This window comes from Pseudocitrobacter cyperus (assembly GCF_039889165.1).
GTDB classification, from domain to species: domain Bacteria; phylum Pseudomonadota; class Gammaproteobacteria; order Enterobacterales; family Enterobacteriaceae; genus Pseudocitrobacter; species Pseudocitrobacter cyperus.
In genome coordinates, this window is the sequence record NZ_JAYMYY010000005.1 from 38,788 (window position 1) to 65,130 (window position 26,343).

A 26,343-nucleotide genomic window follows, 5' to 3' on the forward strand; every position below is an offset into this window, starting at 1 on the left:
TCATTCCCTTAATAACAAGTTTAACGTTTACGTACTGCTGAATTGAGAGACGCAATCGTTGCCGTATAAGCAAAATCAATGAAAAAAACTATCTCGCAAACGCGCCTATTGTCGCATTTTGGTATAGGATAGCGACGAATTTTCCTTCCTTTCTGCGGAAATAGATGATGAGCCAACAACAAACTACCCAGACTTCCGGTCAGGGTATGCTGGAACGCGTGTTTAAACTGCGTGAACACGGCACAACGGCACGTACTGAAGTCATTGCCGGTTTCACCACTTTCCTGACGATGGTCTACATCGTTTTTGTTAACCCACAAATTCTTGGCGTGGCGGGCATGGACACCAGCGCGGTGTTTGTCACCACCTGCCTGATTGCTGCGCTGGGCAGCATCCTGATGGGCGTTTTCGCCAACCTGCCGGTGGCACTGGCGCCTGCGATGGGCCTTAACGCCTTCTTCGCCTTTGTCGTGGTACAGGCGATGGGCCTGCCGTGGCAGGTCGGTATGGGCGCAATCTTCTGGGGCGCAATCGGCCTGCTGCTGCTGACTATTTTCCGCGTGCGTTACTGGATGATCGCCAATATCCCGGTAAGCCTGCGCGTGGGCATCACCAGCGGTATCGGCCTGTTCATCGGTATGATGGGCCTGAAAAACGCCGGTGTCATCGTGGCGAACTCCGAAACGCTGGTGGCGATTGGCAACCTGACGTCTCACAGCGTGCTGCTGGGCGTGCTGGGCTTCTTTATTATCGCTATTCTGGCCTCGCGTAACATTCATGCTGCCGTACTGGTCTCTATCGTAGTCACCACGCTGCTGGGCTGGATGCTGGGCGACGTGCATTACAACGGTATCGTTTCTGCGCCGCCAAGCGTGATGACGGTTGTGGGCCACGTTGACCTTGCCGGGTCGTTCAACCTGGGCCTGGCTGGCGTGATCTTCTCCTTTATGCTGGTTAACCTGTTCGACTCCTCCGGTACGTTGATTGGGGTAACGGACAAAGCCGGGCTGACCGATGAGAAAGGCAAGTTTCCGCGCATGAAGCAGGCGCTGTATGTCGATAGCGTCTCTTCTGTTGCGGGTTCCTTTATCGGTACCTCTTCCGTCACCGCGTACATCGAATCCTCTTCCGGCGTCTCCGTTGGTGGCCGTACTGGTCTGACTGCGGTAGTCGTCGGTATCCTGTTCCTGCTGGTGATCTTCCTGTCGCCGCTGGCCGGAATGGTGCCGGGCTACGCCGCTGCGGGCGCGCTGATTTACGTTGGCGTACTGATGACCTCAAGCCTTGCTCGTGTGAAGTGGGAAGACCTGACAGAATCGGTTCCGGCGTTCATTACCGCCGTGATGATGCCGTTTAGTTTCTCCATTACCGAAGGGATTGCGCTGGGCTTCATCTCTTACTGTGTGATGAAAATCGGTACCGGCCGTTTCCGCGACCTCAGCCCGTGCGTGATTATCGTCGCACTGCTGTTTGTGCTGAAGATTGTGTTTATTGACGGGCATTAATGCCCTCGTCCATCCTCTCTCCCTGTGGGGGAGAGGATGGTGTGGTATTCTCCCTCTCCCTGCGGGAGAGGGCCGGGGTGAGGGGAAATTTTCTACGCCTTAACCCGTGAAATATACTCGCCAAACGCGGTCAACTGGCCAGTTAAATGATCCAGCGTCCCTTGCTCAATCACCTCACCCAGTTGCGGATCGACCTTGTTCTGAATGACTCCCCCCATAAACTCCGGCTTGTTCATCACCATTGCATCGAGGAACACCAGGATCTGACGCAGGTGATACTGGCAGCGTGCGCCGCCAATTGCCCCCATCGAACTGGTCTGAATCAGCACGGGTTTACCTGCCAGCGGCTGTTCAGGCAGGCGAGAGAGCCAGTCGATGGCATTCTTCAGGCCGCCCGGCACCGAGTAGTTATATTCCGGCGTTACAATGACCACGCCATCGGCCTGACGAATTTGTTCCGCCAGCGCTAATACGCTTTGCGGGAACCCCTCTTCCTGCTGAACGTCGGCGTCATACAGCGGGATATTGCCAATCGACGGCAGTGGAGAGACCTCCATGCTCGCCGGAGCGATTTTTGGCAGGGTACGCGCAACCATACCGTTAAATGAACCTTTGCGCAGGCTTCCCAGTAACGTAACAACTTTTAACGCTTCGGACATGATTACTCCTGTTTATCTGCTGGCCCAACAGTGGCCAGGCTAATTGAGTATAAGTGCCTTCTCCGCAGACAGGCTGGTGAATCTCATCAGACGGGCATCTTCGGCATTCGCGCGCGTTTGTGCGTCGGGCAGGCTTTGCCAGCCGTTCCGCCCGTCAAATTGCCAAATCTTTAGCTTTTCGATGGCGGGCGTCGCAGCCAGTGACCAGACCAGCACATCTTCTGCATCGCTCAGGGCTTCAAGCTGCGCCATGCTGGCCGAGCGCAAACGTCCGGAACCCGGCAAAAGCTGGAGAAGCTCTGGCTGGTCTGTATGTATCTCTCCGGTGAGCTTAAGAATGCTGTGGCGCAGGGTTAGCAACTGGACTTGCGCCTCGTTTGCGTCATTTTGGTTTTTAATCCACAGTTTTTCGTTGCTGGTGAAGCCGTAACTTTTAGAATTTTGCGCGCGGGAAAGTGAATAAGCCGAACGCTGTAGCTCAAGATCAAGGCCGCATTTCCCCTCCGTGGTCAGCGCGACGCCAACGATGTTTCCGGCATAGGAGAGAGAAAAGTCGGGGAGATTGGGGTCTTTGAAAACGGGTCTGCCATTGGGCTGGTTTATGATTTCAGGCAGTTCGCCGATGCCGTAGAGCATAAATATCAGCTCGGCCAGCAACGCGCGGGAGGCAAGATATCGCGTTCTGCGGTGAGTCGGCAATTCGCGGGCTGTATTGTGGCAGGTTGTCGACAGCCTTACCGAGAGCATCTGCCCGTCGTTAAGTATCCCTCTTGCAAAATGTGTCGCCATTTTTCGCTCCGTGATTAATGGGCCGTTAATAAATTTCACCCTCATATTATCGGTGAAACGTATACGTTTTAATGCGCAAGCGCAGACATTGAAAGAGGGAGGGCAGGACTTTTACAAATCCTTAGGCGTAATAGTTAAATCTCTCGCAAAAAGGAGATAAATAAGCGCAATTATTTTATCTCGCGGTACAGAGATTTGATTGTATCCTTCAGCCATACGATCTTTGGGTTATGGCTATTACGTTTATGCCACAGCAGCGTAAAGGGCACCATTAGCTTTTCACGCTGGTTCTCATCAAAGGGGAGTGGACGGGCGACCAGCGGTAAATGATGTTGCCGATTGTAGTGCTGACAATAGAGTGGAGCGGTGGCTATCAGGGTGTTACCGGGCTGGGCGGCAAGAAACAGCGACTGTTCAAAACCCGGCAGACTTAAGGCAATGTTGCGTTCGCGTCCCAACTCCTGCAACACGTTATCCAGCGCCCAGGTGTCGCTTTGTTCCCAGCAGATGCTGATATGGGGATAACGCAGGAAGGTCTCGAGATTCCATTCTTCGCGCAGCGCCGGATGATCTTCATGCAGCCAGACCCACGGAAGGTCGGTAAACAGTACCTCAAAGTCGATCGATAGCGGCAGGGCGCTCAACAGTTCCCGCGAACGCGGATGGGTTTCCCGACCAGTAAAACCGATATCGACGTCACCCCGGGTGATGGCATCCAGTGAGTCATAGTCCCAGTTACGCACCTTAATGGATGCCTTCGGATAACGCTGGTAGATCTGCTGCGAAAGGTCATTGAATCTCAGCATCATCAGCGGAGACTCCGCCGCCAGTTCGAATTTCAGCCCGCCGGGCGTCTCGTTATGCGGCTTATCCAGAATCTGTTTGCCCATTTGCATCCAGTCCGCCAGATCCTGCTCAATGCTTACCATCAGCGGCGTTGGCGTTAGTCCAAGTGGGGTGTTGATAAACAGTGAGTCATCGAACCATGTCCGTAACTTTGCCAGCGACTTGCTGACCGCTGACGGCGTCACGCTCATCCGCTTCGCCGCCCGGGTCACGCTACGCTCCTGCGCCAGTAATTGCAGGCATAACAGCAGGTTAAGATCGAGGCTGGTGATGGATTTCTTCATGGCGATGCGCGTTCCTTTTGGGGGTGACGGCGATAATCAGCAATAGACTCAGTATGCTACAGGCAATCAGAATCCCGATCAGCATATTCAGTGCGCCAATGCCGAATACAGCTGCCAGCCAAATCCATAACGACGAACCGCATACCTGGGCGATCCCCAGCACCGAACTGGCAACACCCGCGCGCAGGGCGAACGGCCCGAGCGCCTGGCTCATCGCCACGCCGAAGCCAACGGAGAAACCGGCGCAAATCAGCGTAATACCAAACAGCGTGATGGCATGGGTTGGCGCAAGACTGAGCACCACCCCCGCCGTCAGGAACAGGCATTGCGAGGTGAGCATTAACGTGCGTGGTTTAAAGATGCTCAGTGCGAACGGCGTCGAGAAGGAGACCGCCATACTCACGCCAGCCGTTAAGGCCATGGTGGTCGCGTACTCGCCGCGCTCGAAGCCCATCACTTCCATCAGCAGTACCGGGGAGGTATTTACAAAAGTGAGGATCACCGACACGCTCAGGGTGGTGACAGCCAGACGGCTCAGGAAGAAACGGTCGAGCAGCGATTCGCTGGACGAGTGGGAATGCTTCTGCGTCAGCCGCTCAGGGCGCGTCTCTTTCAGCACCAGCGCAGAGAGTAAAAATACCACCACGCCCATGACCAGCATCGTCCAGAACAGACTCTGCCACGGGTATTTGAGCATAATCAGATGCCCCAGCACCGGGGCGAGTACCGGCACAATGCAGGTGATACCGTTTAACAGCGACAGCACCTTTGCCCGACGCTGGTCGTCAAGCGTATCGCGCAGAATGGCGAAGGCAACCACATAACAGTTTCCCGCCCCAAACCCCTGCACAAAGCGACCGACTAAAAACAGCGAGCTCTCCTGTGCCAGTGCGCACAACGTGGAGGCCAGCATAAAAATCACTGCGCCAAACAGCGCAACGGGTCGACGACCGGAACGGTCGGCCACACGTCCGGCAAACAACATCGCAGTGGCCATCCCGGCCAGATAGACTGAAAAAGCGATATGTAGCTGCGCCTCACTGGCGTTGAGATCGGCGGCAATGCGCGGGAGCCCCACCAGATACATATCGATTCCAGCAGGATAGAGCAGAACAAGAGCAAAACTACACAAGAGATAGCGGGCCATAGCATCCTCACAATAAGCGTGGCGCTAAGGATACGGGGAGGTGCATAGGGTGGCGAGTTGCCATTTGGACAAGAGTGATTTCCTGTGAGGAACATCCGCTGACACTTAGGTCAGCGGAGCGGATTCTGTTTAGCCAAATTTGGGTAATAAATTGAAGGTGCTACCAAACCAGCAAACGATCACTGCAACACCGAAGAGCATAACAATGCAGGGGATGATGTGACCTCCCCAGACGGTAAACATTTTGTCCGGGAATTTTTTCCTGGCTTTTAATGCGAGGAATGCCGGAATGATCACGGCCCAGATTGTCGCGCATAATCCCGCGCCGCCAATGCCGTAGATAAAGCCATTCGGGAATATCAGGTATAAGGACGCTGGTGGCAGGAAGGTAAGAAGAATAGTTTTTAAACGCCCACCAGGAGAGTTATCGAATTTAAATAAATCAGCCAGATAATCAAAAAGCCCCAGCGTGACGCCAAAGAAAGAGCTTGCGACGGCCAGGTTGGAGAACAGCAGAAGGAAAAACTCGATAATTCCATGCTGGTTTGTTCCGAGGAATGATTTGACCAGCGAATCGACATTCCCCCCTGATGATATGATGTTTTTAAACCCCTCACGAGAGATGTTTCCCATGGTGCAGTATAGCCAAAAAAGATAGATAACCAGAGCTAACAATGAACCAAAAACGATACTTTTTATTAGTTTATCTTTTCTTTTTCCATAGCAAATAATCAAGCTTGGAATATTGCCATGAAACCCAAATGAAGCCAGACAGACTGGAAGCGCCATAAACACATAAGGGAAGTAAGATGCATTACCTTCTGCACTACCGGCAATATCCCGGAGTATGGAGTAGTCAACCTGGAAGAAAAAAGAGCCAAAAACGATTACAAATGAGATTATTTTAACACCTAAAAATAATGACGTAATTCGACTTGCTGCCAGAGAGCTAAACCACAATATACTGGCCACAAACAGCGCTGTACTGATACCAATGACTCGTGGATTAACGTGCTGCCCCAGGTTCATTGAAATGGTTTCGCTGATGATTGCACCATTTGCCGAGATATAAGCATAAGTGAGAATATAAAGAACGAATGCTACCGTAAACCCACTTATAATATTCCATTTATTGCCGATCAAATCTTTTGTGATGGTGTTGAAACTGGAGCCAACAGGGTAATTTAAATTTGCTTCTAAGAGTAGTAGTCCTGAATGTAGCATCGAAAACCAGGCTATGATAAGAATAAATGCCCCCCAGAAAAACCATGACCCTGCAAGGTCAACGGGGAGAGCGAACATTCCACCACCAATGACGGTACCTGCAATAACCATTATTCCCCAGAAGGAGGAGTGTTTTTCATTTGAAGTATCTTCCATAATGCAACCTTAATAATAGGTAGCTTAATATCGAAAAGGCTGTGAAAACACAGCCTTTTCGACGATCTGTTTGATTAAACTTCTTTAAGTTTTGCCGTGAAGTGGCGCAACACTTTTGGTTCGTAAGTAAAGGTTAATCCCTTAATATTCAGCGCATTTTCTTTAACATGTTTAAAGGCTTCAATGATGAAGTCCATATGCGACTGGGTATAGGTAGCACGCGGGATAGTTAAACGCAGCAATTCTGCCGGGCAAGGTAACTGCTTGCCCGTTTTGGGATCGCGACCCTGCAAGAAGGAACCGATTTCTACCGCTCTGATACCCGCGACTTTATACAATTCACATGCCAGCGCTTGAGCCGGGAATTGCTCCGCGGGAATATGCGGCAGGAGCTTGCCAGCATCAACAAATGCCGCATGGCCACCCGCTTGCTGGCATACAACGCCAATGGCTTCCAGGCCATCGACCAGATACTGAACCTGAGTAATACGGTAAGCTAACCAGTCACGGTTCATCCCGTCGTGGAGGCCGACAGCGAGTCGCTCCATGGCCCCGCCTTCCAGACCCCCGTAAGTTGGGAAGCCTTCCTGAACCACGCAAAGTGTCCTGCACTCGGTGTAAACATCTAAATAATCATCATTTTTAATGCAGAGCAATCCACCCATCGGAACCATGGCATCTTTTTTGGCCGACATTGCCAGCATATCAGCATATTTATAGGTTTCACGCGTGATTTGCTCAATAGTCCAGTCTTTATATTCAGCCTCTCGTTGTTGGATGAAATAGGCGTTCTCCGCAAAACGCGCTGAGTCCATGACAACCGGAATATCATATCTTTTCGCAATGCTATACATTGCTTTCAGGTTGGCTAATGAAATAGGTTGACCGCCAGCAGAGTTGCTGGTGATGGTTGCAACGATATAAGGCACATTATTTGGGCCTACCTCTTCAATTCCGCGTTCCAGTCCTTCGAGATCAAAGTTACCTTTAAAATCGTAGCGAACGCCGGTATCAAACGCTTCTTTGATATAAACGTTACGCACGGTGCAACCGTTGATCTGGCTATGGCCTTGGGTGGTGTCAAAGAAATAGTTAGAAAAGGCGACCATTTTAGTTCTGTCTAAGCCTTTTTCTTGTTCACGTTTTTTTATTAATACCGGTATATAGATTTGCTCTGCGCCGCGTCCCTGGTGAGTGGGGATTGTATGCTGATAACCGAAAATCGTCTTAACCGAATCGGCTAAGGCATAATAGCTACGGCTGCCACTATAAGCCTCATCGCCGCGCATCATCGCCGCTTGCATATTTTGCGTAACAGCCCCGGTGCCGCTGTCTGTCAGTAAATCAATGAAAACATCTTCGCTGTCCAGCAGAAATGGGTTCATGCCTGATTTTATAATCGCATTTTCGCGATGCTCTCTTGTTGTACGTTTTACAGGCTCTATAACACGGATGCGGAATGGCTCAGGTAAATGTTTGAAGTTTTCCATTTGATAATCCTTCAATTAATTTTTTGACAAAAAGTCCCTGTGGCTATTAAAAATAGCCATGATGAATATCTTCAGGTATGCTTATTTTCGAGCTAATTCAAATGCCACGCATTGCACCTGTGTTTTCTCGACGAATACAGGTGTTATAGCGACTCGTTAGCCGTATAATTAAAAATAAGGCATACCAAACGAATAGATTTAGTAAGATCTATTTGTTATTTGATTTTGACAGGCGTGGGGAGAGGTTATGGGCGATGCTCAACAATTTTATTGTCGATATTGAACCATTTTTCGGTGATATATGAAGTTGAGATAATCATGATATGTTTATCCTCATTAGATACAGTGCTACATTATTGCAATGGGAATATTTGTCTATCGGGATTTTGGCGAGTTGTGATTGTAATCACAATCAATAAGATGTTGTTAATTATTCCACATTAAAATGTCGAGATTAGTGAAAAGTATCTGAGGCATAAATTTTTCCGGGGATCCCTGCATATCATTCCATGATTGCAGGGAGAGTTCGTGTGGACTTACTTACCAATACAGAAGCTTGAGAAAATCCGTCCCAGCAAATCATCGGAGGTAAACTCTCCGGTGATTTCGCTCAGCGCCTGCTGTGCCAGGCGCAACTCTTCTGCCAGCAGTTCACCCGCCCATGCGCCCAGCAACTGTGCCTTGCCCTGCTGAAGGTGCTCAGCAGCCTGCTCCAGTGCCTGCAAGTGACGACGGCGCGCGAGGAAGCCGCCTTCCATGTTGGTTTCAAAGCCCATACTCTGTTTGAGATGGTTGCGCAGTACTTCCACGCCATCGCCAGTACGTGCGGAAAGACGAACCAGTGAGTGACCATTCACCTCGCTCAGACCCTGCGGCTCGCCTGTGATATCTGCTTTGTTACGCACCACGGTGATCGGTAAATTTGCGGGTAAACGGGCGATAAAATCAGGCCAGATTGTCGCCGGATCAACGGCATCGGTGGTGGTGCCGTCAACCATAAACAGCACACGGTCGGCTTGTTCGATTTCCTGCCAGGCGCGCTCGATGCCGATACGCTCCACTTCATCGCTGGCTTCACGCAACCCGGCGGTGTCGATGATGTGCAGCGGCATGCCGTCGATATGAATATGTTCGCGAAGTACGTCGCGCGTGGTGCCTGCAATGTCGGTGACAATCGCCGCTTCACGACCTGCCAGCGCGTTCAGCAGGCTTGATTTCCCGGCATTTGGACGCCCGGCAATCACCACTTTCATCCCTTCGCGCAGCAGGCTGCCCTGACGCGCTTCGGCACGCACGGCATCAAGATCGGTCATCACATTGTTGAGCTGCGCTTCGATTTTACCGTCGGAGAGAAAATCAATCTCCTCATCAGGAAAATCGATGGCGGCTTCCACGTAGATGCGCAGGTGAGTGAGTGCTTCCACTAAGTGATTTACGCGAGCGGAAAATGCCCCCTGCAACGAGTTCAGCGCAGAACGGGCGGCCTGTTCGGAACTGGCGTCAATCAGGTCGGCAATCGCTTCAGCCTGTGCTAAATCGAGCTTGTCGTTGAGGAAGGCACGCTCGGAGAACTCGCCCGGTTTGGCGATGCGCACGCCCGGAATGGTCAGAATACGTTTGAGCAGGAGATCGAGAATTACCGGGCCGCCATGCCCCTGCAATTCCAGTACGTCTTCACCGGTAAAGGAGTTAGGGCCGGGGAACCACAGAGCGATACCCTGATCCAGCGCGCTGCCGGAGACGTCCTTAAACGGCAGATAATCAGCATAACGTGGTTTCGGCAGCTTACCTAAAACGGCCTGAGCTACGTCGCGGGCCTTCAGGCCGGAAATGCGCAGGATGCCGACGCCGCCACGTCCCGGAGGGGTGGCCTGGGCTACGATAGTGTCGTTATGGCTCATGATATGTCTCATTCAATACAAATAAAAAAGGCGGTCATAAGACCGCCCTTTAATTTATGTTCCGTTTGCCGGATGGCGGTTTCGCCTTATCCGGCTCACAACCGAATCAGGAGCTTTTCTTCTCGCGGCTATGCAGGCCACGTTTCTCCAGACCACGGTAAATCAGTTGCTGCTGGATAATGGTCACCAGGTTGCTGACGATATAGTACAGCACCAGACCTGACGGGAACCACAGGAAGAACACGGTGAAGATGACCGGCATAAAGGTCATGATCTTCTGCTGCATCGGGTCGGTCACGGTGGTCGGCGACATCTTCTGAATGAAGAACATCGTTACGCCCATCAGGATCGGCAGGATGTAGTACGGGTCTTGTGCAGACAAGTCGTGGATCCAGAGTGCGAACGGCGCATGACGCAGTTCAACGGAGCCCATCAGCATGTAGTACAGCGCAAGGAAGATTGGCATCTGGATAAGCAGCGGGAAGCAGCCACCCAGCGGGTTAACCTTCTCTGCTTTGTACAGGGCCATCATTTCCTGGCTCTGACGCTGTTTGTCATCGCCCAAACGCTCACGCATCGCCTGAATCTTCGGCTGCAGCATACGCATTTTCGCCATGGAGGTGTACTGCGCTTTAGTCAGCGGGTACATGATGCCACGAACGATAAAGGTGATAACGATGATGGAGAAGCCCCAGTTACCCAGGAAGCTGTGGATCCATTTCAGCAGTTTAAACAGCGGCTGAGAGATGAACCACAACCAACCGTAATCAACGGTCAGATCCAGGTGTGGCGCAACGGCGGCCATTTTATCCTGAATTTCCGGGCCAACCCACAGGGTGCTGCCAAGCGTACCGGTTTGTCCCGGTTGAACCAGAACAGGCTGGGATTTGTAGCCGATCGCTGCAACGCCGTTACCGAGGTTAGCGGTATAGAAGTTGTTAGAGCCATCGTTACGCGGAACCCATGCGGTCGCAAAATACTGTTGCAGCATCGCTACCCAACCGCCTTTAGAGCTGACGTTCAGGTTTTCGTTATCTGCAATGGTATCGAATTTGTATTTTTCATACTTCGCGTCAGGCGTGGAGTACGCAGCGCCGCGGAAGGTATGCAGCGCAAAGTTGCTGCTGCCCGTATCGCGGTGAGTCGGCAGATTGATGGACTGCTTAAGCTGACCAAAGGTGGACAACTCTAACGGTTTCTCGCTGCTGTTCTGTACGCTGTAGCCTACGTTCACCGCATACTCGCCCTTTTTCAGGGTGAAGGTTTTGGTGAAAGTATTGCCCGCTTTATCGGTATAGGTCATCGGAATAACCAGTTCGTTCTGACCATTGGCCAGTACGAAGGCGTCACTGTCGACGTTATACAGCGGACGTTCGCCATTTGCCGGGTTATCCGGGCCATCACGACCGGTCAGGCCGCTCTGTGCCTGATAGATAAACTGCGGCGTCGTTTCCAGTAACTGGAACGGCTCCGTCGATTTGAGTTCTTTCGGGTAAGCCAACAGTTGCGCCTGCTCAACATCACCACCACGGGTGTTGATGGTCAGCTCAAGCACATCGGTTTTCACCGTAATCAGTTTCCCCTGGCCACTGGCCGGTACGCCCTGGTCGGCGGCGCTACCCGCTGCGGTGGTCGTAGTCTGCGTGGTCTGCTGCTGAGGTTGAGGATTGTTATCCTGTTCCCAAGCCTGCCAGATCATGAAAGACACGAACAACAAAGCGATGATGAGAAGATTGCGTTGCGAATCCATCGTTAGTGTTCTCTGGTATCAAAAGGTCCGGGGGGGACGGGGTCGTCTCCACCTGGGTGTAAAGGGTGGCATTTTAATACGCGTTTCACTGTCAACCAACTGCCTTTTATCACTCCAAACCTGCGCAATGCCTCAATTCCGTATTGTGAACAGGTAGGAGTGAAACGACAATGCGGCCCGAGTAGCGGACTAATCAGACGTTGATAGACCCGAATGAGGGCTATCAGGAGCCGTGAGCCAGGCGACAATGGCGGCGCCATAATTTTTCCAACGCTTCCGAAAGAGCACGGTTATCGAGGTCTGCAACCCCCTTCTTCGCCACCACCACGAAATCCATAGACGGGAGTTCATGTTGACGTAAACGGAAGCTTTCACGCGTCAGACGTTTAATCCGGTTGCGTTCATGCGCACGTTTAACATTTTTCTTGGCGACGGTAAGACCGATACGGGGATGCCCCAGCGAATTTTGGCGGCCGAGGATGGTGATTTGCGGCGTGCCAGCCCGTTGTGGCTGCTGGAAGACGAATGTGAAATGAGTGGGAGTTAACAAACGTAACTCCCTGGGAAATGCTAGCTTAACCACTCAGGGGTTAGCTTTATTACTTGGAAACGGTCAGACGAGCGCGGCCTTTAGCACGACGACGTGCCAGAACCTGACGACCATTTTTAGTAGCCATACGAGCACGGAAGCCGTGAGAACGGTTGCGCTTCAGTACAGACGGTTGAAAAGTGCGTTTCATGGCGATTTCTACCTAAACTTGAATAAATTCAATGGCTTTATTGGATATCCGCCCGAAAATCGAACGATGGACACCGAAGCCATGGGTGATTAAAGAGGCCGGATTGTAATAATTGTACACTCCGGAGTCAATTCTCTTTCCTTATTTACCGCGTAATTCACCACGTTTTTTTGTAGCGTTTAGCACGGAAAATGAGCAACATCTGACGCCTGTTTGCACGTAGCATGCGCTGGGTCGGGGATTATACGGCCTGACCATTAAAGCGCAAGGATCATCCAGGATCTTTGTTAGATCATTTAAGCAAAAATTTGTCGTTACTCATTAATTTTTCCAATATGCGGCGTAAATCGTCCCCCCTTCCCTTGCGGATCGTTTACACTTAGCCAGTCCCGATCCTTCCTGTGGATAAATCAGGAAGAAACTGTGAGAAACAGAAGATCTCTGACTCAGTTTAGGCTATGATCCGCGGTCCTGATCGGATCCACGGATCCTGGAGCGGGAAAACACACTTAACGCTTCCGGTGTTTCCGGTTGCAGTACTGCCCACGGGCAGCCCGAGGTGTTTTGTGGAAAACCGCAGATAGCGGTTCGCACGTCACCCTTGTGCATTGGGTCTATTCGACGTGTGTCAAAAATCACGAATTTTTTAATCTTATACACAGCGTTATTCAGGCTGCTTCGGCGGCAACTGAGTGAGTCCCCGACATTTTGTGTCGCAGGAAGGTTCATCTACGGCTTCGTAAGGTTGCCTGAACGATGATGTGTATCGACTTTTTTCGAGTGGAGTCCGCCGTGTCACTTTCGCTTTGGCAGCAATGTCTTGCCCGATTGCAGGATGAGTTACCAGCCACAGAATTCAGCATGTGGATCCGCCCATTGCAGGCGGAACTGAGCGATAACACGCTGGCCCTGTACGCGCCAAATCGTTTTGTGCTTGATTGGGTACGAGATAAATACCTGAACAATATCAACGGACTGCTTAATGACTTTTGCGGTTCCGATGCGCCTCAGTTGCGTTTTGAGGTGGGGACGAAACCGGTCACGCATACCCTCAGAGAAACGGCAAACGTTGCCATTCCGGCGCAGGCAGCACAGGTGCATGCCCCACGCGCGGTGCCCGCACCGCGTCAGGGTTGGGATAACGTCCCCGCTCCGGCAGAGCCTTCTTACCGCTCCAACGTCAACGTAAAACACACCTTTGATAACTTCGTTGAAGGTAAGTCGAACCAACTGGCCCGCGCGGCGGCGCGCCAGGTGGCCGATAACCCTGGCGGCGCGTATAACCCGCTGTTTTTATATGGCGGAACGGGTCTGGGTAAAACGCACTTATTACACGCGGTGGGCAACGGCATCATCGCCCGTAAACCCAATGCAAAAGTGGTTTACATGCACTCCGAACGTTTCGTGCAGGACATGGTAAAAGCCCTGCAAAACAACGCTATTGAAGAGTTCAAACGCTACTACCGCTCCGTCGATGCGCTGCTTATCGATGACATCCAGTTTTTTGCCAATAAAGAACGATCCCAGGAAGAGTTTTTCCACACCTTTAATGCCCTGCTGGAAGGCAATCAGCAGATCATCCTGACATCAGATCGCTACCCGAAAGAGATCAACGGCGTGGAAGATCGCCTGAAATCCCGCTTTGGCTGGGGGCTGACGGTGGCCATTGAGCCGCCGGAGCTGGAAACCCGCGTGGCCATTTTGATGAAAAAAGCCGACGAGAACGATATTCGTCTACCGGGTGAGGTGGCGTTCTTTATTGCCAAGCGGCTACGCTCTAACGTGCGTGAACTGGAAGGGGCGCTGAACCGCGTGATTGCCAACGCCAACTTTACTGGCCGGGCGATCACTATCGACTTCGTTCGCGAAGCGCTGCGTGATTTACTCGCGTTGCAGGAAAAACTGGTCACTATCGACAATATTCAGAAGACGGTGGCCGAGTACTACAAAATTAAGGTGGCGGATCTCCTCTCCAAGCGGCGTTCCCGCTCGGTAGCGCGTCCGCGCCAGATGGCGATGGCGCTGGCGAAAGAGTTGACCAACCACAGTCTGCCGGAAATTGGCGATGCGTTTGGCGGCCGTGACCATACCACCGTGCTTCATGCCTGCCGTAAGATTGAGCAGTTGCGTGAAGAGAGCCACGATATCAAAGAAGATTTCTCAAATTTAATCAGAACACTGTCGTCGTGATCCTATGAAATTTACCGTAGAACGTGAACATTTATTAAAACCGTTACAACAGGTGAGTGGCCCGCTAGGTGGCCGCCCGACGCTGCCTATTCTCGGAAACCTGCTATTACAGGTGGCTGACGGTACGCTGTCATTGACCGGTACCGATTTAGAAATGGAGATGGTTGCTCGCGTGGCGCTGGTGCAGGCGCACGAGCCCGGCGCAACCACCGTCCCGGCACGTAAATTCTTCGATATCTGCCGTGGTCTGCCTGAAGGCGCAGAGATTGCCGTGCAACTGGAAGGCGACCGCATGCTGGTGCGCTCCGGGCGCAGCCGTTTCTCGCTCTCCACGCTGCCTGCCGCCGACTTCCCGAACCTGGATGACTGGCAGAGCGAAGTCGAATTTACCCTGCCGCAGGCAACCATGAAGCGTCTGATTGAAGCGACCCAGTTCTCGATGGCGCATCAGGACGTTCGTTACTACTTAAACGGCATGCTGTTTGAAACCGAAGGGGAAGAGCTGCGTACCGTGGCGACCGACGGCCACCGCCTGGCGGTGTGCTCCATGCCGGTCGGCGAATCGTTGCCGAATCATTCGGTGATCGTACCGCGTAAAGGCGTCATTGAACTGATGCGTATGCTCGACGGCGGCGATACACCGCTGCGCGTACAAATTGGTAGCAATAACATCCGTGCCCATGTCGGTGATTTCATCTTCACTTCCAAGCTGGTTGATGGCCGTTTCCCGGATTATCGCCGCGTATTGCCGAAGAATCCCGACAAACATCTGGATGCCGGCTGCGATATTCTCAAGCAGGCCTTTGCCCGTGCGGCCATTCTTTCCAACGAAAAATTCCGCGGCGTGCGCCTGTTTGTCAGTGAAAACCAACTGAAAATTACCGCCAACAACCCGGAACAGGAAGAAGCGGAAGAGATCCTCGACGTCACTTACGCTGGCACTGAGATGGAAATCGGCTTTAACGTCAGTTACGTGCTGGATGTGCTGAACGCACTGAAATGCGAAAACGTGCGTATTCTACTGACGGACTCCGTTTCCAGCGTACAGATTGAAGATGCCGCATCACAGTCGGCTGCCTATGTTGTCATGCCAATGAGACTGTAATGTCGCTCACCCGCTTGTTGATCCGCGACTTTCGCAATATCGAAAGCGCGGATCTCGCCTTATCTCCCGGCTTTAACTTCCTGGTTGGCGCAAACGGCAGCGGCAAAACCAGCGTGCTGGAAGCCATCTATACGCTCGGTCATGGCCGGGCGTTTCGCAGTTTGCAGATTGGCCGCGTGATCCGCCATGAACAGGATGCGTTCGTGCTGCACGGGCGTTTGCAGGGCGAAGAGCGCGAAACCACCATTGGCCTCACCAAAGATAAGCTCGGTGACAGCAAAGTACGCATCGACGGCACTGATGGCCATAAGGTTGCAGAGCTGGCGCTGCTGATGCCGATGCAGCTTATTACGCCCGAGGGGTTTACTTTACTCAACGGCGGCCCCAAATACAGAAGAGCATTCCTCGATTGGGGATGCTTCCACAATGAAGCCGGGTTCTTTATCGCCTGGAGCAACCTCAAGCGTCTGCTGAAGCAGCGCAACGCCGCCTTACGCCAGGTGAGCCGCTACGAACAGTTGCGCCCCTGGGATAAGGAATTGATCCCTCTGGCTGAACAAATCAGCCGCTGGCGTGCCGAATACAGCGCCGGTATCGCCGAAGATATGGCGGATACCTGCAAACAGTTTTTACCGGAGTTCTCCCTCACCTTCTCTTTCCAGCGTGGCTGGGAAAAAGAGACGGACTATGCCGAGGTGCTGGAGCGGAACTTTGAGCGTGACAGAATGTTGACCTATACCGCGCATGGCCCGCATAAAGCGGACTTTCGCATACGCGCCGATGGCGCACCGGTGGAAGACACGCTGTCGCGTGGGCAGCTTAAGCTGCTGATGTGCGCACTGCGCCTGGCACAGGGCGAGTTCCTGACCCGCGAAAGCGGTCGGCGCTGCCTGTACCTGATAGATGATTTTGCCTCTGAACTTGATGACGCGCGTCGCGGGCTGTTAGCCAGCCGCTTAAAAGCGACGCAGTCACAGGTTTTCGTCAGCGCGATCAGCGCTGAACACGTTATAGACATGTCGGACGAAAATTCGAAGATGTTTACCGTGGAAAAGGGTAAAATAACGGATTAACCCAAGTTTAAATGAGCGAGAAACGTTGATGTCGAATTCTTATGACTCCTCCAGTATCAAAGTCCTGAAAGGGCTGGATGCGGTGCGTAAGCGCCCGGGTATGTATATCGGCGACACGGATGACGGCACCGGTCTGCACCACATGGTATTCGAGGTTGTGGATAACGCTATCGACGAAGCGCTCGCGGGGTACTGTAAAGACATTGTTGTCACCATCCACAGCGATAACTCCGTATCCGTACAGGATGATGGCCGTGGTATCCCAACCGGCATCCACCCGGAAGAGGGCGTGTCCGCTGCCGAAGTTATCATGACCGTCCTGCACGCAGGTGGTAAATTCGATGATAACTCTTATAAAGTCTCCGGCGGCCTGCATGGCGTAGGCGTTTCCGTGGTTAACGCCCTGTCGCAGAAACTGGAACTGGTTATCCAGCGTGATAACAAAGTTCACCGCCAGATTTATGCCCACGGTGTGCCGCAGGCGCCTCTGGCTGTCACTGGCGATACTGAAAAAACCGGTACCATGGTGCGCTTCTGGCCGAGCCTCGAAACTTTCACCAACGTCACCGAATTTGAGTATGACATCCTGGCGAAACGCCTGCGTGAACTGTCATTCCTCAACTCCGGCGTTTCCATTCGCCTGAAAGACAAGCGTGACGGCAAAGAAGACCATTTCCACTACGAAGGTGGCATTAAGGCGTTTGTTGAGTATCTCAACAAAAACAAAACGCCAATTCACCCGAATATCTTCTATTTCTCCACCGAAAAAGACGGTATCGGCGTCGAAGTTGCGCTGCAGTGGAACGATGGCTTCCAGGAAAACATCTACTGCTTTACCAACAACATTCCGCAGCGTGACGGCGGTACGCACCTGGCTGGCTTCCGCGCGGCGATGACCCGTACCCTGAACGCCTACATGGATAAAGAAGGCTACAGCAAAAAAGCCAAAGTCAGCGCCACCGGCGACGATGCGCGTGAAGGCCTGATTGCCGTTGTCTCTGTTAAAGTACCAGACCCGAAATTCTCCTCGCAGACCAAAGATAAACTGGTCTCTTCTGAGGTGAAATCAGCGGTAGAACAGCAGATGAACGAACTGCTGAGCGAATACCTGCTGGAAAACCCGTCTGACGCGAAAATCGTGGTCGGCAAAATTATCGATGCGGCGCGCGCGCGCGAAGCGGCACGTCGTGCCCGTGAAATGACCCGTCGTAAAGGCGCGCTGGACTTAGCAGGCCTGCCGGGCAAACTGGCTGACTGTCAGGAACGCGACCCGGCACACTCCGAACTGTACCTTGTGGAAGGGGACTCCGCGGGCGGCTCTGCAAAACAGGGGCGTAACCGTAAGAACCAGGCGATCCTGCCGCTGAAGGGTAAAATCCTCAACGTTGAGAAGGCGCGCTTCGACAAGATGCTCTCTTCTCAGGAAGTCGCCACGCTGATTACCGCGCTGGGCTGCGGCATTGGCCGTGACGAGTACAACCCGGATAAACTGCGTTATCACAGCATCATCATCATGACCGATGCGGACGTCGATGGTTCGCACATCCGTACTCTGCTGCTGACCTTCTTCTACCGTCAGATGCCGGAAATTGTTGAACGTGGCCACGTCTACATCGCGCAGCCGCCGCTCTACAAAGTGAAGAAAGGCAAGCAGGAACAGTACATTAAAGATGATGAAGCGATGGATCAGTATCAAATCTCCATCGCGCTGGATGGCGCAACGCTGCATGCTAACGCACACGCGCCTGCGCTGGCGGGTGAAGCGCTGGAAAAACTGGTCTCTGAGTACAACGCTACGCAGAAAATGATTGGCCGCATGGAGCGTCGCTTCCCGAAATCGCTGCTTAAAGAGCTGGTATATCAACCAACGCTGTCAGAAGCCGATCTCGCTGATGAACAGACCGTTACCCGTTGGGTGAACGCGCTGGTAACTGAGTTGAACGAAAACGAGCAGCACGGCAGCCTGTGGAAGTTTGATATTCGTCATAACAGCGAACTGAACCACTTCGAACCGATTATCCGTGTGCGTACTCATGGCGTTGATACGGATTATCCGCTGGATCACGAATTTGTGGTTGGGCCGGAATATCGTCGTATCTGTACGCTGGGCGAGAAACTGCGTGGGCTGATCGAAGAAGATGCGTTTATCGAACGTGGCGAACGCCGTCAGCCGGTAGCCAGCTTCGAGCAGGCGCTGGAGTGGCTGGTGAAAGAGTCCCGTCGAGGACTTGCGATTCAGCGCTATAAAGGTCTGGGCGAGATGAACCCGGAACAGTTGTGGGAAACGACTATGGATCCGGAAAGCCGCCGCATGCTGCGCGTTACCGTGAAGGATGCGATTGCCGCCGACCAGTTGTTCACCACCCTGATGGGGGATGCGGTTGAGCCGCGTCGCGCCTTTATTGAAGAGAATGCCCTGAAAGCGGCAAATATCGATATCTGATAACGATGCTTTCAGAAAACGGGTGAGGGTAAATCCTCGCCCGTTTTTTTTGTCCCGCATTCACCTATACTTCACTACGTCCTCAATTAATGGCTTTAAGGAGTAACAACATGGGGCTTTTTGATGAAGTCGTCGGCTCGTTTCTGAACGGTGATGCCGGGAAGTATCAGGCTATCCTGAACTGGGTTAACGAGCAGGGCGGGATTCAGGCACTGCTGCAAAAACTGCAAAACGGCGGGTTGGGCGATATCCTCTCGACATGGATTAGCAGTCAGCAGGGAAATCAGCCAGTTAGCGGCGATCAGCTTGAATCGGCATTGGGCACCCCGGCAGTTTCCGATCTCGGCCAAAAACTGGGCATCGATACCGGTTCCGCGTCGAATATGCTGGCAGAATATCTGCCGAAAATCATTGATGCACTCTCACCGCAGGGCGAAGTCGACTCGCAGGCGCATAATGATTTACTCAGCGCGGGTATGGATCTGCTGAAAAGCGGTAAGCTGTTCAGCTAACCTTCTTAAAAGGGGAGCAGCCACGTAAGTTGCATCCCCGTTTTAGCCCGTCACGGCTGCTGTTTTTTGAGCGGAATCGCGTTAGCATGAGGAAGGACTCATCTAACCCTGGGGTATTCATGGCTATCAAACTTATTGCAATCGACATGGACGGAACCTTGCTGTTGCCGGACCATACCATCTCTCCTGCTGTCAAAAAGGCGATCGCGGATGCGCGTGCGCGTGGCGTCAACGTGGTGCTGACCACTGGCCGCCCTTACGCTGGCGTGCATAGCTACCTGAAAGAGCTGCACATGGAACAGCCTGGTGACTACTGCATCACCTACAACGGTGCGCTGGTACAGAAAGCCGGCGATGGCAGCACGGTGGCGCAAACGGCACTGAGTTATGACGACTACCGCTATCTGGAGCAACTTTCCCGTGATGTGGGATCTCACTTCCACGCTCTCGATCGCAATACGCTTTATACCGCCAACCGCGATATCAGTTATTACACGGTACATGAGTCCTATGTGGCGACCATCCCGCTGGTGTTCTGTGAAGCCGAAAAAATGGATCCGGCAACTCAGTTCCTGAAAGTGATGATGATTGATGAGCCCGCCATTCTTGATAAAGCCATCGCCAAAATCCCGGCGGAAGTGAAAGAGAAGTACACCGTGCTAAAAAGTGCGCCGTATTTCCTCGAAATCCTCGATAAACGCGTTAATAAAGGCACGGGCGTGAAATCGCTGGCCGATGCGCTGGGTATTAAAGCGGAAGAGATCATGGCGATTGGCGATCAGGAAAATGACATCGCGATGATCGAATATGCCGGCGTCGGCGTGGCAATGGATAACGCCATTCCGTTGGTGAAAGAGGCGGCGAACTTCGTCACCAAATCCAACCTGGAAGACGGTGTGGCGCACGCTATCGAGAAGTTTGCGCTGAATTAACATTTTCCCTGCTAATTTGCCAGGGGCGATAATTTCTACGTCAAAATGTGCCATCGCGGTTCCCTGAACAGGAAAGATGGCGCTGGCGTAGGAAAGCTGTATGAAGTGAATGTGAAGTCTAATCTGGGTTAGTCGAATTCCGTCTCGCCCATTGCGTTGTAGGGCAGGATGAACAGTTCGCTGCATCCTCGCTCATCACACCCCCAGGCGATATTTTCATTATTATCATTGCTCCAGACGGCAGTGGCGGCGGCGTTAATGCTGAAGTGCCACTTTGCCCCATCGCTTTTCAGTTCACCTTTGACGACGCAAGGTAAAAAGTAGTAACCATCTCCATAAGGTAAAACAGAGTCAGGATATTTCTCGCTGTTCTCGAAGATGTATTTTATTTTTTGCTTCGTAAGTTCCTGTTGCCACTCTTTGCAAACGCTGGTGGGTAACGTGTCATTTTCAACACTGGCAGGCCTCTCAATCTTCAGGATTTCAATCTTTTCCAGCGGCGCAGTGGCGACAATGACGCTCCATTCCTTGTTATTCGCCGTTTCTTCTGATTTTGCACAACTGACTTTTACACTCCCCGTCTTTTCCCCTTTGTCATCCATAACCCAGGAGGATACCAGGGGAACTGCGCAGCGTGGGCCCACGTCGCTGAGGGCGATTTCCAGCCCGCGGCGTTTAACGGACGTTTTCTCAGCCTCTTCATGCAGAAATCGTTTCGATTCGCTATTTACGTCGTACCAGGACTGGTAAGGATGCGGGGGATAACTCCATGCGGAATGCGTGAAAAGCAACGCAAGAGGTGCAAGCCAATACGGTGATTTCATTTATCTATTTCCCTATAGCCATATTCCGGCAGAGCATACTGTGAGCGCTTTTCCGGAAGTGGTGTTTTTGTGCTGCTGTCATTTTGAAAGTGTGCTGTACTACTCAACTTTGATGCTTTGTTCAGGACTGCCCCCATGAAACAGGTCACCTTCGCCCCGCGACATCACCAGCTCACCAACATCAATACCTGGACCCCGGACAGCCAGTGGCTGGTCTTTGATGTGCGTCCTTCTGGCGCGTCGTTTACTGGCGAGACCATTGAGCGCGTGAACATCCATACCGGCGAGCTGGAGGTGCTTTACCGTGCCACGCAGGGCGCGCACGTTGGTGTGGTGACCGTTCATCCTCAACGTGAAAAATATGTGTTTATCCACGGCCCGGAGAATCCGGATACCGACTGGCACTACGACTTTCACCATCGCCGCGGTGTGATAGCCGAAAACGGTACAACCAGCAATCTTGATGCGATGGATATCACCGCGCCTTACACGCCTGGCGCGCTGCGTGGCGGGAGCCACGTGCACGTGTTTAGCCCTAACGGTGAGAATGTCAGCTTTACCTATAACGACCATGTGATGCACGAATACAACCCGGCGCATGACTTGCGCAACGTTGGCGTCGCCGTCCCGTTCGGCCCGGTCAACGTTACCGCTCAACACCCGCGTGAATACAGCGGCAGCCACTGGTGCGTGCTGGTCAGTAATACGACGCCGACACCGCAGGCAGGCAGCGATGAGATCAACCGCGCTTATGAAGAAGGTTGGGTTGGCAATCAAAAACTGGCGTTTATTGGCGATACGCTGTCGATAACAGGCGAAAAGGTGCCGGAACTGTTTATCGTCGATTTACCGCAAACGGCCCAGGGCTGGAAACAGCCGGGAGAGGCGCCGCTTTCCGGAACCGGCACCACATTGCCCGCACCGCCAGTGGGTGTTGTGCAGCGCCGTTTAACCTTTACCCATCAACGCGCATATCCGGGGCTGGCGAACGTGCCTCGCCACTGGGTGCGCAGTAACCCGGAAGGAACGCAGATTGCCACGCTGATGCGCGACGATAATGGCATTGTGCAACTGTGGCTGATATCGCCGGAAGGGGGAGCGCCGCAACAACTCACCCGGAATGCCTCGGATATTCAATCCGCAATTAACTGGCATCCTTCGGGAAAAGCGCTGGGATTTGTGCTGGAAAACAGAATGGCATTAGCAGACGCGACGACCGGTGAAGTGCGCTTTTTGACAACCGATCACGGCAATCCGCCTTCGGCTGACGCCGTGGTTTTCTCACCTGATGGGCGCTATATCGCCTGGATGGAAGAGAAGGCGGGCTTCCGTCAGCTTTGGATTGCGGAAACCGGCCTCTGAATCATGGTGCGGGCATAGGCGCGGGTGGAATGACCGAATTGGTCGCCAGCGTCTCTTGCTCGCTCTTTTCTACGCGTGAACGCACAGATTTATCGGTGCGGAACATATCCCATGGCAGCAGCAGGGTGTCCATCACTGCTGTAAATGGCATATCGACTGCCACCAGCGATTTTGTTGCCCAGCCGCTGTCATCGTCGCTGAACATGGCCGCGCTTGCCCGCGTCCCCGGGTATATTCCCTCTTTGCCACCCGTATGCGACATCACGCTTGAGCAGCCACCTACTAACATCATCCCACTGAACAGAGCCAGCTTAAGCAGATTATTTTTTATCATGATCTAATCATCGTTTTGGAGCCGGGAGGCTCATCTCTATGGGTTATATCCACCCATAGTCAAAATGGATAGTTCTGGCTTACCGCTCTGTGGCGGCTGTCGCACTTTAACCAATAGTGCTCTTCCCCAGTCTATGCCTTCAGCACGAAAGTGCAAAAAAAGTAAGACACATACTCTTGAAATTCGTTCCTCAGGACGCATTTTAAGAGTGTAGCCCAATGAAGAGTACGCCTGATGGGTGCTTTGGGTCTCGTTGCCTGTCCATGATGGAAGGCTAAAAATTCTCGCTGATTTCAGGAGCTATTAATTATGCGTAACTTTGATTTATCCCCTCTATATCGTTCTGCTATTGGTTTTGACCGCCTGTTCAACCTCTTAGAAAATAATCAAACCCAGAGTAACGGCGGCTACCCTCCGTACAACGTCGAGCTGGTAGACGAAAACCACTATCGCATTGCGATTGCCGTCGCCGGTTTTGCTGAAAGCGAGCTGGAAATCACCGCGCAGGACAACATGCTGGTGGTGAAAGGTGCCCATGAGTCCGAGCAAAAAGAGCGCACCTATCTCTATCAGGGGATTGCCGAGCGCAACTTTGAGCGCAAATTCCAGTTAGCGGAAAACATCCACGTGCGTGGTGCGAATCTGGTAAACGGCCTGCTCTATATCGAACTCGAGCGCGTCATTCCGGAAGCGAATAAACCGCGCCGTATCGAAATCAACTAATTCCGTGAGCCGCTACGGCGGCTCGAATACCCAGGCTTGCCGACAGGGAGCCTATGCGAATCTTTTGGATTTGCAGGACATCACTCGCTTCTCAGAAGGAGAAAACATTATGCGTAACTACGATTTATCCCCACTGCTGCGTCAATGGATCGGTTTTGACAAAATGGCTACTGCGTTACAAAACGCCGGTGAGAGCCAGAGCTTCCCGCCCTATAACATCGAAAAAAGCGACGATAACCACTATCGCATTACCCTTGCGCTGGCCGGTTTCCGTCAGGAAGATCTGGATATACAACTGGAAGGCACGCGCCTGACCGTGAAAGGGGCGCCGCAGCCGCAGGAAAAAGAGACCAAATGGCTGCATCAGGGGCTGGTGACCCAGGCATTTAGCCTGAGCTTCACGCTGGCGGAAAATATGGAAGTGGCGGGCGCCACCTTCACTAACGGCTTATTGCATATCGACTTAACCCGCAATGTGCCGGAAGAAATTGCCCCGCAACGTATCGCCATTAGCGAGCGTCCGGCGCTGAACAGCTAATTATTACAAAGGTTTACGTAAGCCTCGTCAGTTCTGGCGAGGCTTTTTTGTATCCGCTAAAAATCCAGAGTAATTGTGCGCAAATCCCCATACAGCCCTCTCTAATTCTGCGAGAATCCACATAACAGTTAATGTTATTCACAGGGAAAATATTATGAGTGATATAGCAATGACCGTCAGCGTGCTTGCTCTGGTTGCCGTCGTCGGCCTCTGGATAGGCAACGTCAAGATCCGTGGCATCGGACTCGGTATTGGTGGCGTGCTGTTCGGCGGGATAATCGTAGGGCATTTTGTCGATCAGGCAGGGATTACGCTCAGCGGCCCGATGCTGCACTTTATACAGGAATTTGGCCTGATTCTTTTCGTTTACACCATCGGGATCCAGGTGGGGCCGGGCTTCTTCGCTTCGCTGCGCGTCTCCGGGCTACGGCTTAACCTCTTCGCCATTTTGATTGTGTTACTGGGCGGTGTCGTCACCGCGCTCCTGCACAAAATTTTCGCTATTCCGCTGCCGGTGGTGCTGGGCATATTCTCTGGCGCGGTGACTAACACACCGGCGCTGGGAGCGGGGCAACAAATTCTGCGCGATCTCGGCGTACCGTTTGATGTGGTTGACCAAATGGGCATGAGCTATGCGATGGCATACCCCTTCGGCATCTGCGGTATTTTGCTCACGATGTGGTTGATTCGGATGATCTTTCGCATCAACGTTGATAAAGAAGCCTGGCGATTTGATAAGCGAGCGGGCAACAGTCAGGCCCATCTACAAACCATCAATATCTGCGTCGAAAACCCTAACCTGCATAATATGGCGATTCAGGATGTGCCAATTCTGAATAGCGATAAAATTATCTGCTCACGCCTGAAACGCGGCGATATGCTGATGGTGCCGTCGCCCGCGACGTTAATTGAGCAGGGGGATTTGCTGCATCTTGTCGGACAGCGCGCCGATCTCCACGATGCGCAACTGGTGATTGGTAAAGAGGTCGAAACTTCGCTCTCCACCCGCGGAACGGATATGAAAGTGGAGCGCATTGTGGTGACGAACGAGAAGGTTCTGGGGAAGAAAATCCGCGATCTCCATTACAAACAGCGTTATGACGTCGTTATCTCTCGCCTTAATCGTGCTGGCGTTGAACTGGTCGCCAGCAGCCATGCAACGCTACAGTTTGGCGATATTCTCAACCTGGTAGGACGCCAGGCGGCAATTGACGCCGTGGCTGCGGAACTGGGTAACGCGCAGCAAAAATTGCAGCAGGTACAGATGCTACCGGTGTTTATCGGTATTGGTCTTGGTGTGCTGCTGGGCTCCGTGCCGCTGTTTATTCCGGGCTTTCCGGTTGCGCTGAAGCTGGGGCTGGCTGGTGGCCCGTTGATTATGGCGCTGATCCTTGGGCGTATCGGCAGTATCGGTAAGCTCTACTGGTTTATGCCGCCCAGCGCCAACCTTGCGCTGCGAGAACTGGGGATTGTGCTGTTTTTGTCGGTGGTGGGGCTGAAGTCCGGCGGCGATTTTGTCGAGACGTTGGTACATGGCGACGGCCTGAGCTGGATAGCCTACGGCATTTTTATTACCGCGATCCCACTCATTACCGTGGGCATTCTGGCGCGCATCTTTGCGCGCATGAACTATCTTACTCTGTGCGGTATGCTTGCGGGCTCAATGACTGACCCACCCGCATTGGCTTTCGCCAACAATCTGCATGCCACCAGCGGCGCGGCTGCGCTCTCTTATGCTACCGTTTATCCGCTGGTGATGTTCCTGCGCATAATTACCCCGCAGCTATTGGCAGTGCTGTTCTGGGGAATCGGTTAA

General features: G+C 52.6%; 25 protein-coding genes and 1 other annotated feature. Of the genes, 11 read left to right on the forward strand and 14 right to left on the reverse strand.

The features are described 5' to 3' along the window. Positions 1 to 167 precede the first annotated feature (167 nt). A complete protein-coding gene (gene adeP, locus VSR74_RS16070) occupies positions 168 to 1,505 on the forward strand; it encodes an adenine permease AdeP (protein WP_347795647.1) in 1,338 nt (445 codons plus the stop codon). Between the two features lie 92 nt (positions 1,506 to 1,597). On the opposite strand, the gene VSR74_RS16075 is transcribed toward adeP, so the two are convergent. The 12 genes from VSR74_RS16075 to rpmH form a co-directional block, all read right to left on the reverse strand. Further along, positions 1,598 to 2,164 (reverse strand): NADPH-dependent FMN reductase, encoded by a 567-nt coding sequence (locus tag VSR74_RS16075; protein WP_347795648.1) that lies wholly within the window; start codon positions 2,162 to 2,164, stop codon positions 1,598 to 1,600. Between the two features lie 39 nt (positions 2,165 to 2,203). Continuing rightward, entirely contained in the window at positions 2,204 to 2,953 is a 750-nt protein-coding gene (locus VSR74_RS16080; protein ID WP_347795649.1) for a 4'-phosphopantetheinyl transferase family protein, read from the reverse strand. Between the two features lie 170 nt (positions 2,954 to 3,123). Further along, positions 3,124 to 4,083 carry an HTH-type transcriptional regulator YidZ gene (gene yidZ, locus VSR74_RS16085; protein ID WP_347795650.1) on the reverse strand — a complete coding sequence of 320 codons (960 nt, stop codon included), beginning with the start codon at positions 4,081 to 4,083 and terminating at the stop codon, positions 3,124 to 3,126. Beyond that, positions 4,052 to 5,230, reverse strand: a complete 1,179-nt coding sequence (locus VSR74_RS16090; protein WP_347795651.1) for an MFS transporter — start codon at positions 5,228 to 5,230, stop codon at positions 4,052 to 4,054. Before VSR74_RS16090 ends, yidZ begins: the two co-directional genes overlap by 32 nt. Before the next feature lie 129 nt (positions 5,231 to 5,359). Then, a complete protein-coding gene (gene tnaB / locus VSR74_RS16095; RefSeq protein WP_347795652.1) occupies positions 5,360 to 6,610 on the reverse strand; it encodes a low affinity tryptophan permease TnaB in 1,251 nt (416 codons plus the stop codon). Between the two features lie 74 nt (positions 6,611 to 6,684). After that, positions 6,685 to 8,100 carry a tryptophanase gene (gene tnaA / locus VSR74_RS16100; protein ID WP_347795653.1) on the reverse strand — a complete coding sequence of 472 codons (1,416 nt, stop codon included), beginning with the start codon at positions 8,098 to 8,100 and terminating at the stop codon, positions 6,685 to 6,687. Between the two features lie 245 nt (positions 8,101 to 8,345). Next, positions 8,346 to 8,420, reverse strand: a complete 75-nt coding sequence (tnaC, locus tag VSR74_RS23260; RefSeq protein WP_411914264.1) for a tryptophanase leader peptide — start codon at positions 8,418 to 8,420, stop codon at positions 8,346 to 8,348. Between the two features lie 216 nt (positions 8,421 to 8,636). Continuing rightward, on the reverse strand, positions 8,637 to 10,001 hold the full coding sequence (gene mnmE / locus VSR74_RS16105) for a tRNA uridine-5-carboxymethylaminomethyl(34) synthesis GTPase MnmE (RefSeq protein WP_347795654.1): 1,365 nt from the start codon (positions 9,999 to 10,001) through the stop codon (positions 8,637 to 8,639). Between the two features lie 106 nt (positions 10,002 to 10,107). Then, a complete protein-coding gene (gene yidC, locus VSR74_RS16110; protein WP_347795655.1) occupies positions 10,108 to 11,751 on the reverse strand; it encodes a membrane protein insertase YidC in 1,644 nt (547 codons plus the stop codon). Between the two features lie 2 nt (positions 11,752 to 11,753). Next, entirely contained in the window at positions 11,754 to 12,011 is a 258-nt protein-coding gene (gene yidD / locus VSR74_RS16115; RefSeq protein ID WP_276222809.1) for a membrane protein insertion efficiency factor YidD, read from the reverse strand. Beyond that, on the reverse strand, positions 11,975 to 12,334 hold the full coding sequence (rnpA, locus tag VSR74_RS16120) for a ribonuclease P protein component (RefSeq protein WP_014072458.1): 360 nt from the start codon (positions 12,332 to 12,334) through the stop codon (positions 11,975 to 11,977). Before rnpA ends, yidD begins: the two co-directional genes overlap by 37 nt. A 16-nt stretch (positions 12,335 to 12,350) precedes the next feature. Next, entirely contained in the window at positions 12,351 to 12,491 is a 141-nt protein-coding gene (rpmH, locus tag VSR74_RS16125; protein ID WP_000831330.1) for a 50S ribosomal protein L34, read from the reverse strand. 792 nt (positions 12,492 to 13,283) lie between these two features. Here rpmH and dnaA point away from each other — a divergent pair. The 6 genes from dnaA to yidA all read left to right on the forward strand — a co-directional run bounded on the left by dnaA (position 13,284) and on the right by yidA (position 20,746). Further along, positions 13,284 to 14,681 carry a chromosomal replication initiator protein DnaA gene (dnaA, locus tag VSR74_RS16130; RefSeq protein ID WP_347795656.1) on the forward strand — a complete coding sequence of 466 codons (1,398 nt, stop codon included), beginning with the start codon at positions 13,284 to 13,286 and terminating at the stop codon, positions 14,679 to 14,681. 4 nt (positions 14,682 to 14,685) lie between these two features. Then, on the forward strand, positions 14,686 to 15,786 hold the full coding sequence (gene dnaN / locus VSR74_RS16135) for a DNA polymerase III subunit beta (RefSeq protein ID WP_347795657.1): 1,101 nt from the start codon (positions 14,686 to 14,688) through the stop codon (positions 15,784 to 15,786). Further along, entirely contained in the window at positions 15,786 to 16,859 is a 1,074-nt protein-coding gene (gene recF / locus VSR74_RS16140) for a DNA replication/repair protein RecF (protein WP_347795658.1), read from the forward strand. Before dnaN ends, recF begins: the two co-directional genes overlap by 1 nt. A 28-nt stretch (positions 16,860 to 16,887) precedes the next feature. Further along, positions 16,888 to 19,302: a DNA topoisomerase (ATP-hydrolyzing) subunit B gene (gene gyrB / locus VSR74_RS16145; RefSeq protein WP_347795659.1), complete on the forward strand. Its 2,415-nt coding sequence runs from the start codon at positions 16,888 to 16,890 to the stop codon at positions 19,300 to 19,302. A 110-nt stretch (positions 19,303 to 19,412) separates the two neighbouring features. Continuing rightward, a complete protein-coding gene (locus VSR74_RS16150; RefSeq protein WP_347795660.1) occupies positions 19,413 to 19,814 on the forward strand; it encodes a YidB family protein in 402 nt (133 codons plus the stop codon). 119 nt (positions 19,815 to 19,933) lie between these two features. Further along, positions 19,934 to 20,746: a sugar-phosphatase gene (gene yidA / locus VSR74_RS16155; protein WP_347795661.1), complete on the forward strand. Its 813-nt coding sequence runs from the start codon at positions 19,934 to 19,936 to the stop codon at positions 20,744 to 20,746. A gap of 128 nt (positions 20,747 to 20,874) precedes the next feature. Here yidA and VSR74_RS16160 read toward each other — a convergent pair whose 3' ends face one another. After that, positions 20,875 to 21,348, reverse strand: a complete 474-nt coding sequence (locus VSR74_RS16160; RefSeq protein ID WP_347795662.1) for a hypothetical protein — start codon at positions 21,346 to 21,348, stop codon at positions 20,875 to 20,877. A 357-nt stretch (positions 21,349 to 21,705) separates the two neighbouring features. On the opposite strand from VSR74_RS16160, the gene VSR74_RS16165 reads away from it, so the two are divergent. Beyond that, positions 21,706 to 22,932, forward strand: coding sequence for a DUF3748 domain-containing protein (locus VSR74_RS16165; RefSeq protein WP_347795663.1), 1,227 nt, complete (start codon positions 21,706 to 21,708; stop codon positions 22,930 to 22,932). Between the two features lies 1 nt (position 22,933). Here VSR74_RS16165 and VSR74_RS16170 read toward each other — a convergent pair whose 3' ends face one another. Continuing rightward, positions 22,934 to 23,266: a YceK/YidQ family lipoprotein gene (locus VSR74_RS16170; protein WP_347795664.1), complete on the reverse strand. Its 333-nt coding sequence runs from the start codon at positions 23,264 to 23,266 to the stop codon at positions 22,934 to 22,936. Between the two features lie 242 nt (positions 23,267 to 23,508). After that, positions 23,509 to 23,582, forward strand: a sequence feature (ROSE (Repression Of Heat Shock gene Expression) occurs in the 5'-region of heat shock genes and acts as an RNA thermometer to modulate expression.). On the opposite strand from VSR74_RS16170, the gene ibpA reads away from it, so the two are divergent. The 3 genes from ibpA to VSR74_RS16185 all read left to right on the forward strand — a co-directional run bounded on the left by ibpA (position 23,576) and on the right by VSR74_RS16185 (position 26,343). After that, positions 23,576 to 23,989, forward strand: coding sequence for a small heat shock chaperone IbpA (ibpA, locus tag VSR74_RS16175; RefSeq protein WP_347795665.1), 414 nt, complete (start codon positions 23,576 to 23,578; stop codon positions 23,987 to 23,989). It overlaps the preceding feature by 7 nt. 109 nt (positions 23,990 to 24,098) lie before the next feature. After that, positions 24,099 to 24,527, forward strand: a complete 429-nt coding sequence (gene ibpB, locus VSR74_RS16180; RefSeq protein ID WP_347795666.1) for a small heat shock chaperone IbpB — start codon at positions 24,099 to 24,101, stop codon at positions 24,525 to 24,527. Between the two features lie 154 nt (positions 24,528 to 24,681). Next, positions 24,682 to 26,343, forward strand: coding sequence for a putative transporter (locus VSR74_RS16185; RefSeq protein WP_347795667.1), 1,662 nt, complete (start codon positions 24,682 to 24,684; stop codon positions 26,341 to 26,343).

What these genes read in the sequence shown, in the direction of transcription:
- adeP (WP_347795647.1), top strand. Translation starts at nt 168, where the DNA reads ATGAGCCAACAACAAACTACCCAGACTTCCGGTCAGGGTATGCTGGAA.
- ibpA (WP_347795665.1), top strand. Translation starts at nt 23,576, where the DNA reads ATGCGTAACTTTGATTTATCCCCTCTATATCGTTCTGCTATTGGTTTT.
- ibpB (WP_347795666.1), top strand. Translation starts at nt 24,099, where the DNA reads ATGCGTAACTACGATTTATCCCCACTGCTGCGTCAATGGATCGGTTTT.
- gyrB (WP_347795659.1), top strand. Translation starts at nt 16,888, where the DNA reads ATGTCGAATTCTTATGACTCCTCCAGTATCAAAGTCCTGAAAGGGCTG.
- dnaN (WP_347795657.1), top strand. Translation starts at nt 14,686, where the DNA reads ATGAAATTTACCGTAGAACGTGAACATTTATTAAAACCGTTACAACAG.
- VSR74_RS16090 (WP_347795651.1), bottom strand. Translation starts at nt 5,230, where the DNA reads ATGGCCCGCTATCTCTTGTGTAGTTTTGCTCTTGTTCTGCTCTATCCT.
- yidA (WP_347795661.1), top strand. Translation starts at nt 19,934, where the DNA reads ATGGCTATCAAACTTATTGCAATCGACATGGACGGAACCTTGCTGTTG.
- VSR74_RS16080 (WP_347795649.1), bottom strand. Translation starts at nt 2,953, where the DNA reads ATGGCGACACATTTTGCAAGAGGGATACTTAACGACGGGCAGATGCTC.
- VSR74_RS16150 (WP_347795660.1), top strand. Translation starts at nt 19,413, where the DNA reads ATGGGGCTTTTTGATGAAGTCGTCGGCTCGTTTCTGAACGGTGATGCC.
- yidC (WP_347795655.1), bottom strand. Translation starts at nt 11,751, where the DNA reads ATGGATTCGCAACGCAATCTTCTCATCATCGCTTTGTTGTTCGTGTCT.
- VSR74_RS16185 (WP_347795667.1), top strand. Translation starts at nt 24,682, where the DNA reads ATGAGTGATATAGCAATGACCGTCAGCGTGCTTGCTCTGGTTGCCGTC.
- VSR74_RS16170 (WP_347795664.1), bottom strand. Translation starts at nt 23,266, where the DNA reads ATGATAAAAAATAATCTGCTTAAGCTGGCTCTGTTCAGTGGGATGATG.
- yidD (WP_276222809.1), bottom strand. Translation starts at nt 12,011, where the DNA reads ATGGCGCCGCCATTGTCGCCTGGCTCACGGCTCCTGATAGCCCTCATT.
- mnmE (WP_347795654.1), bottom strand. Translation starts at nt 10,001, where the DNA reads ATGAGCCATAACGACACTATCGTAGCCCAGGCCACCCCTCCGGGACGT.
- tnaA (WP_347795653.1), bottom strand. Translation starts at nt 8,100, where the DNA reads ATGGAAAACTTCAAACATTTACCTGAGCCATTCCGCATCCGTGTTATA.
- recF (WP_347795658.1), top strand. Translation starts at nt 15,786, where the DNA reads ATGTCGCTCACCCGCTTGTTGATCCGCGACTTTCGCAATATCGAAAGC.
- VSR74_RS16160 (WP_347795662.1), bottom strand. Translation starts at nt 21,348, where the DNA reads ATGGATGACAAAGGGGAAAAGACGGGGAGTGTAAAAGTCAGTTGTGCA.
- yidZ (WP_347795650.1), bottom strand. Translation starts at nt 4,083, where the DNA reads ATGAAGAAATCCATCACCAGCCTCGATCTTAACCTGCTGTTATGCCTG.
- VSR74_RS16165 (WP_347795663.1), top strand. Translation starts at nt 21,706, where the DNA reads ATGAAACAGGTCACCTTCGCCCCGCGACATCACCAGCTCACCAACATC.
- VSR74_RS16075 (WP_347795648.1), bottom strand. Translation starts at nt 2,164, where the DNA reads ATGTCCGAAGCGTTAAAAGTTGTTACGTTACTGGGAAGCCTGCGCAAA.
- tnaB (WP_347795652.1), bottom strand. Translation starts at nt 6,610, where the DNA reads ATGGAAGATACTTCAAATGAAAAACACTCCTCCTTCTGGGGAATAATG.
- rpmH (WP_000831330.1), bottom strand. Translation starts at nt 12,491, where the DNA reads ATGAAACGCACTTTTCAACCGTCTGTACTGAAGCGCAACCGTTCTCAC.